Raw genomic sequence first — 13937 nt, forward strand, 5'->3', positions numbered from 1 at the left:
AATAATAGCAGTTGCAATGAGAGTGGGCACTGGCCCAAGTCTAACACACCCTAAACCTTACACCTTAAAACCTGTCGATAGGCTGATAGCTGACAGCCTATCGGCTATAAGCTATTCTTCCAAATAATTCAAATCCTTATCGAAGCTCTCTTTCAATTGGCTTAGTGCGAACATGGCAATGGCGCTCAATAAAACAACCATAATGGTTGCCGCAATGATAATATCGAAGCGATGGACAAACCATTCAAATAAAAAAGTGCTTGGAACGAGTGCGCCACGGACAAAGTTAGGTGCCGTGGTAGCAACCGTTGCTCTTAAATTAGTGCCAAACTGTTCGGAGGCTATCGTAACAAAAGTAGCCCAATATCCGACCGAGAACCCCATAAAAAAGGCTAACCAAACGAATTTTTGAGCGGTAAGACCACTGCTCATTAAATACCACAGCGAACTGATGATGATCAACAGTTGGAAGAAAAATACCGCCTTCTTTCTCGACTTTGTCAGCTGGGCATATAACCCGGCGAAGATGTCACCGAGTGAAATACCAATGTAAGCGTACATAATTCCCTTACCCGCACTAAGTGTTTCCGTAGCACCCAAGGCAACGCCAAATTCGGGCGCCTGCGTAATCAGTATACCTACTACAAACCAAATAGGTAACCCGATAAGCATGCAATAAAGATACCGCAAGAAGCGCTCTCTATTCTCAAAAAGCATGAAGAATTTTCCCTTTAAAACATTTTTTTGTGCGGTATCGGTAAACATTCCTGATTCGAAAGTTCCAACACGCATCAGCAATAGCAATAGCCCCATACCACCACCAACCAAATAAGCATTTCGCCAGTTGAAATGTTCAGCAACATAAAAGGCTGCTATGGCTCCTAATACACCGATACCGGCTATAAGCATCGTCCCATATCCCCTTTTGTCCCTTGGCATACTCTCACTAACTAAGGTGACTCCGGCTCCCAGCTCACCTGCCAAGCCAATGCCTGCGATAAAACGAATCCAGGCGTAGCTATGTATATCGTTCACAAAGCTATTGGCCATATTGGCCAGTGAATAAAGCAAAATTGACCCGAACAATACCCTTACTCTGCCAAATTTATCACCGATAATTCCCCACAGTAAGCCTCCCAGCAATAATCCGATCATTTGCATATTAAGAACATATTCACCGTCTGTACGCATATTTTCCAATGGCACCCCTATATCCTTAAAACTTTGTACTCTAACGATTGAAAAAATAACTAGATCGTAGATGTCTACAAAATAACCCAGGGAAGCTACCAAAACCAACAACCAAACTTTAGTGGTTTGTTGTTTATTATGCTGTTCTATCATCAAGAATGGTCTATTGAAAATACGGGGCTAAAATATAAATTTTATTGAATTAAAATTTGCTTAGACTTTTATTTAACCCCCGATTTCACTTTGCCGGAGACAGAACGAAAACCCTCATTTTATACAACTCCTCCTAGATAGTTTATTTAAAATTATGGCTAATGTAAAATTCTTTTTATCTTAGCCTCAAGCTACTTCCGCTAGCGATGTCAAACACGCATTTAGCTAATACATGAAGGTCTCAGAGCGTACATTAAAATGGGTAATGCGTTTATATCCCCCCCTCCTTTTTCAACGAATTTGGGTTCAGAGATTTCATAGAAATTTTAAAGGTGTTGATGTAAAGATTCTATATAGCATACTGAACAAAAATTATAATTCCTCTATATTTGGGGGAACGATTTATGCGGCCGCCGATCCTTTTTTTGCGTTGTTGTTCGATCAGATTTTTCGACGTAAAGGGTACAAAACACGGGTATGGCTAAAGAGTGCTTCTATTGATTATATAAAACCCGGTCGCGGAACGCTTTATTTCCAAATCCGGCTAACTGATGATGCAATCGAAGAGGCGCAGCAAACACTGGATATGACCGGTAAATTTATACAGAAATTTATGCTGGATATCGTCGATAAAAATGGGGAGCTTTGTGCAAAGGTGATGAATGAAGTTTATGTGAGAAATCTAAAATATAATAAGGAACAACCTACGGTTGCATACTAATGCCTATGTTTTAGCATCTGAAAATCCTATATGAGCATTGAAATTCCGTTTTTTAATCAATTTACATTACTAAAATGAGGCTAAAGGCAACAATACTACAAGGTGAAGGTGAACAACTCGATTTTAAGAATAAAATCAGCAATGAAAACAAAATCGCAAAGACATTGGTTGCTTTTGCTAATAATAAAGGTGGAAAATTGCTTATCGGCGTTGCTGATGACGGCCATATAATCGGTGTAAAGAACGAAGACGAAGAGCGATTTATCTTAGAGCGCGCAGCTTATCGATATTGTAAACCGGCGGTCGAAATCAAATTTGATGAAACATTTGTTGACGACAAGCTGGTTCTTATCGCCGAAATACCTGAAAGCGACGTAAAACCACATTACGCCTTGGGAGATGATGGCAAATGGTGGGTTTACATACGTGTAAAAGATAAAAGTATACTAGCAGGAAAAGTAGTAGTGGATGTATTGAAAAGACATGGAGAATCAGAAGGGGTACTGATTACGTATACCGATAAAGAAAAACAGTTACTCACTTTTCTGAATGAAAACCAAAAGGTTGCACTGATAGATATTTGTAAACATCTAAAATTATCGCGAAGAAAAACGCAACGACTGTTAGTGAACATGATATTGGCAGGCATTGTCAAGGTTGATACCACAAAAGAAGCGGAATTCTATATGCCCACAGCTATTTAATAGGAAACTTAATTCACGGATTTGTCAGAACTAAACAACATATAACAAATGAAATTATATATATTCCTTTCACTAGCATTAGGTGTTGTCACGTCGTCATGCAATAACGCCGGCAACAAAAATTTACAGTTACAAGAAGAAGTGATCGCTGTTCATGATTCGATTATGCCAAAAATGGGCGCATTAGTGCGCGACAATTTAAAAGTAGGCATTCTACTCACAAAAATGGATAGTCTAAAACAGGTAAATCCAGCACTTGATACTGCACAAGAGAAAGATAAATTGCTTAAATTACAATCAAAACTGGCCGAAGCAAACGAAGAAATGACCGATTGGATGCATAATTTTGAGCCCGCTCAGGAGGACAAAAAAGCGGAAGAGATGGCATCCTATTTACAAAACGAACTGGCAAAAATAAAGGCGCTTAAAGAGAAGTTTGCAACGGCCGAAAGTGAAAGCCGTGAGATTCTTTCCAAGTACAAACCTTAACAACAAGTAGGCAATAAACCTACCATGAAGCGGTAGGCTATCCATTGCCTAAAAATAATCATAACAGTATGAACAAGTATTTAATTTTTGTCCTTAGTTTACTCGTATGGGGGTGTGGTCAAAAAGGACAGCAACGTTTACCTATTCTTGGTGAACGGGAACCGGTGACGAAAGAAGTAGATGGAAAAACTGTAACGGATACGCTATATCAAACCATTCCTACATTTTCTTTTATTAATCAAGACAGTACGATCGTAACAGATAAAGATTTTGACAACAGCATATATGTAGCTGATTTCTTTTTCACCTCATGCCCCAGCATTTGTCCGGTGATGAGCAAAAACTTATTAAAGGTACTGAATAAGTATCAAGGAAATGAGGAAGTAAAAATTCTCTCACATAGTATTGACACAAAATATGATACGCCTTGGGTTTTAAAAAGATATGCCAATAAACTAGGGGTAAAAGGAAATCAATGGCAATTTGTGCATGGTACTCAGCGAGACATTTATGGCATTGCCGATAAGTATATGGTTTATGCAAAGGAAGACGCGCAAGCTCCGGGAGGCTTTGAACACCAGGGATGGCTTATTTTGGTTGACAAAGAAAAGCGAATACGTGGAGCTTATGACGGAACGGACGATAATCAAGTGGCCCAATTGATGCAGGACATGGATATATTACTAGGCGAGTATAAAGGTGGGCATGAGAAATAGCTTTTTGTGGGCGGGCTTCTTGGTGGCCTTGATCGCTTCCGTCATGAATGCTTGTCAGGGGGAGCAAGAAATAAAAAAGGCGCAATTTTTCACGAATGGGAAATCCCTATTTGCCACAAAATGTGCAAATTGTCACGGATCAGAAGGTGAAGGTCTCGGCAATCTATATCCGCCCCTAACAGATACCACCTTTTTATATACGATGCGAAAGGAATTACCTTGTATCGTGAAATACGGTTTACACGAAGAACTAACCATTGAGAATCGGAAATTTGACACAGAAATGCCGGCCAACCCTACTTTAACAGATCAGGAAATCGCTTATATATTAACCTATGTTGGAAATTCTTTTGGCAATCACTTGGGATTTGTAAGCACGGAAGAAGTTGCTGTTCATTTAAAAAATTGCGCTGCGACAAATTAGGCCATCACACTGGAGGAAGTACGAAAGAAATAGGCTGGATAGGTTCAAGATCGTAAATACAGCATGATTTTGTACTAAATACTGGTCAATCCATTTCTTATTTTGAGATTTTTATAGTAGGTTTGCATGATGCAAGCCGTTCTATCGCCGCACTTTGTGAGGAGGAAAGTCCGGGCAATATAGAGCATCTCGCTTCCTAACGGGAAGGTCCCGGTTAAACCCGGGAACGGAAAGTGCCACAGAAAATAAACCGTCTCGATTGCTATCGAGATAAGGGTGAAAACGTGAGGTAAGAGCTCACGGCCTTGTATGGCGACATACATTGCGGTAAACCCCGGGAATTGAAAGACCAAATAGGTTCTGAACGTAGGGTTGCTCGCTCTCTTCGCCTTTTAGGCGGATTCAGAATGGGTAGGTCGTTAGACCTTACAAGTGATTGTAAGGCTAGATAAATGATAGAAGCTCAACTTCGGTTGAGGACAGAACCCGGCTTATAGGCTTGCTTTTTTTTAGAACTTAAACAGCATAAAATTGCGATTTTGACGCAATAGACACTTATGGCTAAAATATTAATCATTGATGATGAACGGGCGATTAGAAGCACGTTGCGGGAGATTTTAGAATACGAAGATTATCAGGTCACCGATGTTGATAATGGCCTCGATGGTCTCGAAATCATCAAAAGAGACAACATCAACCTGGTATTATGTGATATCAAAATGGGGAGAATGGACGGAATGGAAGTGCTTACAGAAGCACAATCTATTAAACCGGACCTTCCGTTTATTATGATATCGGGGCATGGTACGGTTGAAACAGCCGTTGAAGCGAGCAAAAAAGGGGCTTATGACTTTATATCGAAACCACCCGATTTAAACAGGCTGCTTATTACAGTAAGGAATGCACTGGAACGTGGAACGCTGGTCACCGAGACAAAAGTATTAAAGCGCAGGGTAAGTAAAACCAGGGAGATACTTGGTGAATCAGAGGCTATTACGAAGATAAAAGAAACGATCGATCGTGTGGCACCAACAGATGCCCGAGTTCTGATTACCGGTGCCAATGGAAGCGGTAAAGAACTGGTGGCTAGATGGCTTCATGAAAAATCAAATCGAGCCAACTCTCCCCTGATTGAAGTGAATTGTGCGGCAATCCCCTCGGAATTAATCGAAAGTGAGTTATTCGGACATGAAAAAGGATCGTTTACATCTGCTGTTAAGCAACGGATCGGTAAATTTGAGCAAGCGGATCGAGGTACATTATTTTTGGATGAGATTGGTGATATGAGTTTATCTGCTCAGGCAAAAGTATTGCGAGCCTTGCAGGAAAATAAAATAACACGGGTGGGTGGCGATAAGGAAATCGAAGTAAATGTCCGTGTAATAGCGGCAACAAATAAAGATCTATTAAGGGAAATCGAATCAGGTAATTTCCGTATGGACCTTTACCACCGCCTAAGTGTCATCCTAATACACGTCCCTCCTCTTTCAGAGAGACGATCGGATATCCCCATCATTGCGGAACAGTTTTGTGAAGAAATCTGTACAGATTATGGCATGCCTATTAAAAAGATAACGAGCAGTGCTATTGATGCGTTAAAATCGCTTCCTTGGACCGGGAATATTCGTGAATTGAGAAATATGGTAGAGCGACTTATCATTTTAAGCGATAAATCGATTACCGACAAAGACGTGTATGCTTATGCCAATCCCGGCGGGCCTGTTTTGGAAAGCGCGGAAGTAACCACCAGCATAGGTAACGGTGCAACTATTTCGTCGCCGGAGCCAAACCATCACGGAAGTATTAATGGATTAAATCATTTTGATCAATTCTCTTCTTTTCAAGAATATAAGGACTATGCGGAAAGAGAATACATCAAATACAAACTAGAAAATAATGCCTGGAATGTATCGAAAACAGCCGATGATATTGAAATTCAGCGCAGCCATCTCTATAGCAAAATCGAAAAATATGGCTTGAAGCGGGAGAATTGATTAGAGACGTAGGTAGCAGGACGTAGGTATAAAGTATCAAGACACCTGCCTACTGGCAGGCAGGTAAGTAGCAAGTATCAAGACATAAGTAGCAGGACACCTGCCTACCAGCAGGCAGGTAAGTATCAGATTTCCTTTCCTGTGTCTCACGTCTTATGTCTTACTATCCTATGTCTTATAAAAACTAATTCCACATGGGGTTCTGAGGGAAACCTGCTACATGGGCATACCTTGGTCCTAAACTAATAACAGCCTCTTTCCATAAATTTTCTTCATCATTAACAAACACAATGTCGGGATCAAAGCTATTCCCTATCATCCACGTGTTTTCCTTCAGCTCTTTATTTAACTGACCACCTGACCAACCGGAGTATCCAATAAAAAACTTTATCTCGTCCAATCCTATGGCACGATCGTTTATTAGTAGCTTCAACGCCTCAAAATTTCCACCCCAAAATAAATTTTCTTTTATTTCGATGCCACTGTTTAAACGATCATAACATTTGTGAATGAATTGTATACTATCTTGCCCCACAGGCCCACCTACGAACAGTTGATATTCAGCGTTTGGCATATCGGACATTACATCCTTCAATAAAAGCGAGCTGGGTTGGTTTAATACCAAACCTACCGATCCCTCTTCGTCGCTATGTTCACACAATAAAACAACAGAGCGCTGAAAATTTGGATCTAGCATGAAAGGTTCGGAAAGTAATAAACTACCTTGTTGCGGATTGAAATTGCTAAGCATGAGAAATAAATTTCTATTCGTAAAATCAATATAATCCTATCAAATATAGGGCCGAAATTTAGCTTTGAGGTATTAGATGTTAGCTGTTAGCTTTTAGGTATTAGGTGCCAGGTGTCTTATCCCCTGGTTTGATACATATCTTATATTGGCATTCCATTTTCCCTCATCTAATTCTCATATAAAAGAAAGTTTATGTATGTTTAGGTGAATAAATGGCTACGTTTTTTTTAAGTTTGTAAAAGAACTATAAGCTATGGATAAGGAATTACATATTGAAGATATTAGAACGGATTATAGACTGGCATCCTTAACTGAAGATAGCATTGACAAAGACCCCATTCGCCAATTTGAGCAATGGTTTGAACAGGCTATCAACGCCCAAGTAATAGAGGTCAATGCTATGACACTAGCAACAGTAGATGCTGATGGTTCACCTAGCGCTCGTATCGTATTGCTGAAAGATATTGAAGATGGCGCCTTCGTTTTCTACACCAACTATAATAGTCAAAAAGCCAAAGAGATCGCCACTCATCCGATGGTCTCCCTTGTGTTTTTTTGGCCCGATCTACAAAGGCAGGTGCGTATCAAGGGAACCGTAGAAAAAGTGGATAAAGCCAATTCGGAAGCTTATTTCCATAGTAGACCGGTCGGCAGTCAATTGGGAGCCTGGGCTTCGCCTCAAAGCGATGTTATTCCGAGCAGGGTATTCCTGGAAGAAAATCTTAAAGAGGTTTCCGAAAAATATAAAAACCAGGTTGTACCAAAACCTCCACACTGGGGCGGCTATAAGGTAACACCTTCTACAATAGAATTCTGGCAAGGTAGAACAAACCGGTTACACGACCGAATTCTATACAGCAAAAATACCTCGAGTGCGGGATGGGCGATTAATCGTTTAGCACCTTGATAAACAAATGGATCTTACGAAAATAAAAAACATACTCACGTCCCGCTTCGGCAATGAATGTATTGTGGACGAAGAATTGCAAGGATTACAACCTGCTTTGGTGATTCATCGGGACTTTCTGCGGGCTGTCTGTAAAGAACTCAAAGAGAACCAGGACACTTGGTTCGACTTTCTATCCTGCATTTCAGGAGTCGACTATGGCGTTAATGAGGGCTTCGGTGTTGTATATCATCTTGCGTCAATTCCTTATAAAACGCAGTTAACGCTAAAGGTAAAATTGGATAACCTTCGTGAAGGATCGACATTGCCTTCGATTGACAGCGTTAGCACAATTTGGCGTACAGCTGATTGGCACGAAAGAGAAGCATATGACCTGGTAGGTATTTTCTTTAATGACCATCCCGATTTAAGACGTATTCTACTGCCTGACGATTGGAGTGGGTATCCGCTACGGAAAGATTACCAAGACGCGGAAAGCTACCATGGCATTCCAATAAATTGAATCAAAAAATTTAACCTTCTTTCGAAACAACAAATTAGTGAATAATACGGATACACAAGCTGCTTTAAACGCTTACGAAAAAAGAATGTCTAAATTAGGCCCGGAGGAAATGATTATTAACATCGGCCCCCAACACCCGTCTACACATGGCGTTCTACGTTTGGAAGTTATTTCAGATGGTGAAATTGTTAAGGAGGTTGTTCCCCACATGGGCTACCTTCATCGTTGCTTTGAAAAACATGCCGAGTCGATGAATTATGGAAAAACCATTCCTTTTACCGATCGCATGGACTACTTAGCTTCTATGAATAATAGTCATGCTTTTGTAATGGGCGTCGAAAGGATGCTTGGTTTAGACAAGGAGATTCCTAAACGAATTGAATATATCCGTGTTTTGGTCTGCGAATTAAACAGGATTGCATCGCACCTGATTGCAATTGGCACCTATGGCATTGACATTGGCGCCTTCACTCCTTTTATGTGGTGTTTTAGAGACCGCGAGCATATTATGAATATGCTGGAATGGGCATCAGGATCAAGGATGCTCTACAATTATATTTGGATCGGCGGGTTGTTTTACGACTTACCTGTCGGTTTTGAAGAAAGATGCAAAGAATTTGTTCACTATTTTAAACCAAAATTAGTTGAACTGGATGAGCTTTTAACAAACAATCAGATCTTTATCTCACGCACCGCTAATATTGGCGCTTTGCCGCTGGAAGTAGCAATCAATTATGGTTGCTCAGGACCAATGCTCCGTGCTTCAGGCTTAAAATGGGATCTTAGGAGAGTAGACGAGTATTCGGTATATCCGGAGATCGATTTTGATATTCCCATTGGAAAAGGTGAAATGGGCAAGAAAGGCGACTGCTGGGATCGATATAAAGTGAGGGTTGATGAAATCGTTGAGTCGGTTAAGATTATTGAACAATGTCTGGAAAGATTACAGAAAGATTTAAAAAGAACACCTGATTTTGATCCCCGTGGCTTAGTCCCTAAAAAAGTATCTCCAAAAGCGCAAGACTATTATGTAAGGGCTGAAAATCCCAAGGGAGAGCTCGGCTTCTATTTTATAACCGATGGCAAGTTGGACATTCCGAGACGTGTAAAAGCCAGGGGGCCTAGTTTTAATAACTTATCTGTTCTACCGGAGCTATCAAAAAACATTCTCATCGCCGACCTTATTGCCATATTAGGATCTATTGACATCGTTTTGGGCGAAGTTGATCGATAGCAGTTGGAAACAAGAATCAGGGCAAAGGTATGAGGTATCAGGACAAAAGCATCAGGTATCAGGATTTGTATCCTATGTCTTACTTCCTATGTCCTATGTCTTATATTCTATATCCTAAATTAACGACTTGATTATACTAAAAATATTAGTATATTTGTCAATCATAAATATTTTTTTTAGCATCGAAAAAATGGAAGTGATTGACAAAATCTATGGGAATATCAAGGTATCGCCGCTTAAAGAGGAATTATTGAAAACAGACGTTTTGCAACGGTTGAACTTCATTCATCAAAGTGGTGCCATCTTCCTTATAAATCCCCAAGCACACCATAAACGGTTGGAACATTCCATTGGTGTTATGTATCTGATTCAGTTATTGGGAGGATCGGAATTGGAGCAAGTGGCAGGTTTGTTACATGATTTATCTCATACGGCCTTTTCCCATGTGGGCGATTATGTTATGGAAGATGATACGGAAAGTTACCATGAACGTTTATTCGAAACTGTTTTAACACAATCGGATATCCCTCAAATTCTGAAGAAACATGGCTATCAAGTGGAAGACCTGTTAGATACTAAATTTGATATTTTAGAACAGCCCCTTCCCTATCTATGTGCTGATCGCATTGACTATACACTACGGGATGCCCATCAGTATGGCATGATAAAACGTCAGGAAGCCATCCACTTTATCAAACATTTACAAGTAAGAGATAATAAGATTATTGTTATTGGTGATGAACAAGCACTATGGATCAACAGCTTGTCAAAAAAGGTCAATGAAGAAATTTACAATTATCCTTTATACGTTTATACGAATCAGCAACTCGCAAACCTTATAAAAAGATATTTACAAGATGGTCGTTTAATCCTAAGCGATTTACTCCAAAACGACACTTTTTTATTGAACAAGATTAGAAGCCATTATGACGGAGTGGAAGCTATTAAGGCAATAAAAACAGCAACAGGATACAAAAACTTTCTAAAGAAACCGGAATCCGTCAAAATTAAAAAACGTTATATTGATGCTTTTCTGTAAGAAAAGTAAAAAGTAAAAAGTAAAAAGTCAAAATTAAAAAGTCAAAAGCCTGCCGTAAGCTTTAAGCAGTAAGCTTGACGATTCAACTACTCCATCACTCAATCTACACTTCAAGTTCCTTACAACCGGCAACGCAAAAAATTATTTATCGCTCATCATCACATTGGCTCATCCGCTAATTGTCACATTGGCTAATTTAAAATCTTACTTACTCAACAACTCCACCACTCAACTACTCAACTACTCCTCTACTCCACAATTAAACTTCCATTTTAGCCCGTTATTCCATTGTTATATACAATATAAAATACTATTTTTACAGCAAAATTCTTTAAATAATGAACATTCACGAATATCAAGGTAAAGCTATACTGAAGAGTTTCGGAGTTCGCATTCAGGAAGGTATCGTTGCCGATAACCCTGAACAAGCGGTAGAAGCTGCGAAAAAGTTAAAACAAGATTATAATTCTGATTGGGTTGTGGTAAAAGCACAGATCCACGCAGGAGGCCGCGGAAAGGGCGGCGGTGTTAAACTTGCAAAGAATATCGATGAGGTTAGAGAAAAAGCTAAAGAAATCATCGGTATGCAACTAGTAACTCCTCAAACTGGTCCTGCCGGAAAAAAGGTAAATAAAGTACTTATCGCACAAGATGTTTACTATCCGGGAGCTAGCGAAACCAAGGAATTCTATATGAGTGTTTTGTTGGATAGATCACGCGGACGCAACATTATCATGTATTCTACTGAAGGTGGTATGGATATTGAGGAAGTAGCTGAAAAGACACCTCATCTTATTCAAAAAGAAGAAATAGACCCTTCCATTGGACTTCAAGGATTTCAAGCAAGAAAAATTGCTTTCAATCTGGGACTAAGCGGTGCGGCTTTTAAAGATATGACTAAATTTGTAGCAGCTCTTTACAAAGCTTACGAAGCAACAGACTCTTCTCAATTCGAAATCAACCCGGTTTTAAAAACTTCCGATGACAAAATATTAGCAGTTGATGCTAAAGTCAATTTGGATGAAAATGCATTATACCGTCACGCTGATTATGCTGAATTGCGTGATTTATCAGAAGAAGATCCGACAGAAGTAGAAGCCGGACGCTCCAATTTGAATTACGTTAAACTAGATGGAAATGTCGGTTGTATGGTAAACGGTGCCGGTTTGGCAATGGCTACCATGGATATTATTAAAATTGCCGGTGGAGAACCTGCGAACTTTTTAGATGTTGGTGGTACTGCCAACGCTGAAACAGTCAAAGCCGGATTCAATATTATTTTAAAAGATCCTAATGTAAAGGCTATTCTCATCAATATTTTCGGAGGCATCGTTCGTTGCGACCGTGTAGCTCAGGGCGTCATTGATGCTTATCAGGAAATTGGCAATATTCCTGTGCCTATTATTGTTCGTTTACAGGGCACGAATGCAGAAGAAGCTAAAAAACTTATTGACGAATCAGGACTTGAGGTATTCTCAGCAATTCAGCTGAAGGAAGCGGCTGATTTAGTAACTAAAGTACTTTCTTAGTGCTTGGTTACTGACAACGTATTTCATATGATAAACCTCCGGAAGCGATTTCGGAGGTTTATTGTTAAAGTACCTATTATTTGAATTAGAAACATGATACACACAAGGATAAAAGAGCTTTTAAACAGCACAGATTTTGGAAAAACGGTTATTGTAAAGGGATGGATTAAAACCTTTAGAAACAATCAATTTTTGGCTATTAACGATGGTTCTTGTTTAGGTAATATTCAGGTTGTTATAGATTATGAAAACACGGACGAGCGTACATTAAAGCGTCTTACGACAGGGGCGGCCGTCTCAGTAGAAGGTGTTTTGATCGAATCGCTTGGAAAAGGACAACGCGTAGAAGTGAAAGCAAGCCAAATAAGCATCCTAGGTGATAGCGATCCCGAAAAGTTTCCGCTACAGCCTAAAAAACACAGTTTAGAGTTTCTTCGGGAAATCGCTCATCTCCGTTTCAGAACCAATACCTTTAATGCTGTTTTTAAGGTCAGAAATGCCCTGTCCTTTGCTGTTCATCGTTTTTTTAACGAGCGAGGTTTTGTCTATATTCATACCCCTATTATTACCGGATCAGATGCTGAAGGAGCTGGTGAGATGTTCAAAGTTACTACCTTAGATCTTGATAATCCACCACGTAACGACGATGGATCAATCAATTTCAAAGAAGATTTCTTCGGAAAGTCGACCAATCTTACCGTCTCCGGACAATTGGAAGGTGAACTAGCTGCCTTGGCTTTCGGAAACATTTACACCTTTGGTCCTACTTTTCGGGCAGAAAATTCAAACACAACAAGACACCTTGCTGAATTCTGGATGATAGAACCGGAGATGGCCTTTTATGAGCTTAAAGACAACATGGATTTGGCAGAAGAATTACTAAAGCATGTAATTCGTTATGCTTTAGACACTTGCAGCGAAGAGTTGGAATTTTTGAAAAATCGTCTGCAGGAAGAAGAAAAATCAAAACCACAGACGGAGCGTTCCGAGCTCGATTTACTTGCTAAATTGAACTTCTGTTTAGATAATGATTTTGAGCGACTTACCTATACAGAGGCAATTGATATATTGAGACGCTCCAAACCCAATCAGAAAAAACAATTTAAGTATTTAATAGAAGAATGGGGAGCTGACCTTCAATCAGAGCACGAGAGGTATTTAGTGGAAAAGCATTTCAAGAAACCGGTTATTCTCACTGATTATCCGGCAGACATCAAAGCTTTCTATATGCGAATGAACGAGCCAGACGAACAAGGAAGGAAGACCGTAAGAGCTATGGACATTCTATTCCCTGGAATTGGAGAAATTGTTGGCGGTTCACAACGGGAGGAAAGATACGATCTGCTGGTAAACAGAATGAAAGAAATGCATATCCCAATAGAGGATATGAATTGGTTTTTGGATACCCGCCGATTCGGATCTGTACCTCATTCCGGTTTTGGTTTAGGCTTTGAAAGGCTGGTGCTGTTTGTAACAGGCATGACCAATATACGGGATGTAATTCCTTTCCCAAGAACACCAAATAACGCAGAATTTTAGACAGTTAGTTATTTACACGTTATAAGTTACTGCGAAATCCAACT

Annotated in this window: 14 protein-coding genes and 1 other RNA gene; 13 read left to right on the forward strand and 2 right to left on the reverse strand. The window is 39.8% G+C overall.

The window, feature by feature from the left end; all coding sequences use genetic code 11:
- Positions 1–111: 111 nt before the first annotated feature.
- On the reverse strand, positions 112–1344 hold the full coding sequence (locus tag M1D52_RS14270) for an MFS transporter (protein ID WP_437392847.1): 1233 nt from the start codon (positions 1342–1344) through the stop codon (positions 112–114).
- 232 nt (positions 1345–1576) lie between these two features.
- On the opposite strand from M1D52_RS14270, the gene M1D52_RS14275 reads away from it, so the two are divergent.
- From M1D52_RS14275 to M1D52_RS14305, 7 genes are all read left to right on the forward strand, one after another.
- A complete protein-coding gene (locus M1D52_RS14275) occupies positions 1577–2065 on the forward strand; it encodes a DUF4442 domain-containing protein (protein ID WP_437392848.1) in 489 nt (162 codons plus the stop codon).
- Between the two features lie 74 nt (positions 2066–2139).
- Entirely contained in the window at positions 2140–2769 is a 630-nt protein-coding gene (locus M1D52_RS14280; RefSeq protein WP_013666609.1) for an AlbA family DNA-binding domain-containing protein, read from the forward strand.
- A 48-nt stretch (positions 2770–2817) separates the two neighbouring features.
- The gene (locus M1D52_RS14285) at positions 2818–3258 is read left to right on the forward strand and encodes a hypothetical protein (protein WP_437392849.1); all 441 of its coding nucleotides are present in this window, start codon (positions 2818–2820) and stop codon (positions 3256–3258) included.
- A 68-nt stretch (positions 3259–3326) separates the two neighbouring features.
- Positions 3327–3974, forward strand: coding sequence for an SCO family protein (locus M1D52_RS14290; RefSeq protein ID WP_013666607.1), 648 nt, complete (start codon positions 3327–3329; stop codon positions 3972–3974).
- Positions 3964–4398 carry a c-type cytochrome gene (locus M1D52_RS14295; RefSeq protein WP_437360496.1) on the forward strand — a complete coding sequence of 145 codons (435 nt, stop codon included), beginning with the start codon at positions 3964–3966 and terminating at the stop codon, positions 4396–4398. The genes M1D52_RS14290 and M1D52_RS14295 overlap by 11 nt, the downstream gene beginning before the upstream one ends.
- 128 nt (positions 4399–4526) lie before the next feature.
- An RNA gene (rnpB, locus tag M1D52_RS14300) (RNase P RNA component class A) lies at positions 4527–4908 on the forward strand.
- A gap of 47 nt (positions 4909–4955) precedes the next feature.
- The gene (locus M1D52_RS14305) at positions 4956–6392 is read left to right on the forward strand and encodes a sigma-54-dependent transcriptional regulator (RefSeq protein ID WP_013666605.1); all 1437 of its coding nucleotides are present in this window, start codon (positions 4956–4958) and stop codon (positions 6390–6392) included.
- Between the two features lie 184 nt (positions 6393–6576).
- On the opposite strand, the gene M1D52_RS14310 is transcribed toward M1D52_RS14305, so the two are convergent.
- Positions 6577–7143, reverse strand: a complete 567-nt coding sequence (locus M1D52_RS14310) for a YqgE/AlgH family protein (protein ID WP_437360494.1) — start codon at positions 7141–7143, stop codon at positions 6577–6579.
- A gap of 253 nt (positions 7144–7396) precedes the next feature.
- Here M1D52_RS14310 and pdxH point away from each other — a divergent pair, with 253 nt between their 5' ends.
- The 6 genes from pdxH to asnS all read left to right on the forward strand — a co-directional run bounded on the left by pdxH (position 7397) and on the right by asnS (position 13893).
- Positions 7397–8050, forward strand: coding sequence for a pyridoxamine 5'-phosphate oxidase (gene pdxH, locus M1D52_RS14315; protein ID WP_130857800.1), 654 nt, complete (start codon positions 7397–7399; stop codon positions 8048–8050).
- A gap of 7 nt (positions 8051–8057) precedes the next feature.
- Positions 8058–8552: an NADH-quinone oxidoreductase subunit C gene (locus M1D52_RS14320; RefSeq protein ID WP_013666602.1), complete on the forward strand. Its 495-nt coding sequence runs from the start codon at positions 8058–8060 to the stop codon at positions 8550–8552.
- Positions 8553–8637: 85 nt separating this feature from the next.
- A complete protein-coding gene (locus M1D52_RS14325) occupies positions 8638–9786 on the forward strand; it encodes an NADH-quinone oxidoreductase subunit D (protein WP_437392850.1) in 1149 nt (382 codons plus the stop codon).
- A 190-nt stretch (positions 9787–9976) separates the two neighbouring features.
- Positions 9977–10825: an HD domain-containing protein gene (locus M1D52_RS14330; protein ID WP_437392851.1), complete on the forward strand. Its 849-nt coding sequence runs from the start codon at positions 9977–9979 to the stop codon at positions 10823–10825.
- Positions 10826–11163: 338 nt separating this feature from the next.
- The gene (gene sucC / locus M1D52_RS14335; RefSeq protein ID WP_013666599.1) at positions 11164–12354 is read left to right on the forward strand and encodes an ADP-forming succinate--CoA ligase subunit beta; all 1191 of its coding nucleotides are present in this window, start codon (positions 11164–11166) and stop codon (positions 12352–12354) included.
- Between the two features lie 93 nt (positions 12355–12447).
- A complete protein-coding gene (gene asnS, locus M1D52_RS14340; protein ID WP_013666598.1) occupies positions 12448–13893 on the forward strand; it encodes an asparagine--tRNA ligase in 1446 nt (481 codons plus the stop codon).
- The last annotated feature ends 44 nt before the right edge of the window (positions 13894–13937 follow it).

It is taken from the genome of Olivibacter sp. SA151, from assembly GCF_054130995.1.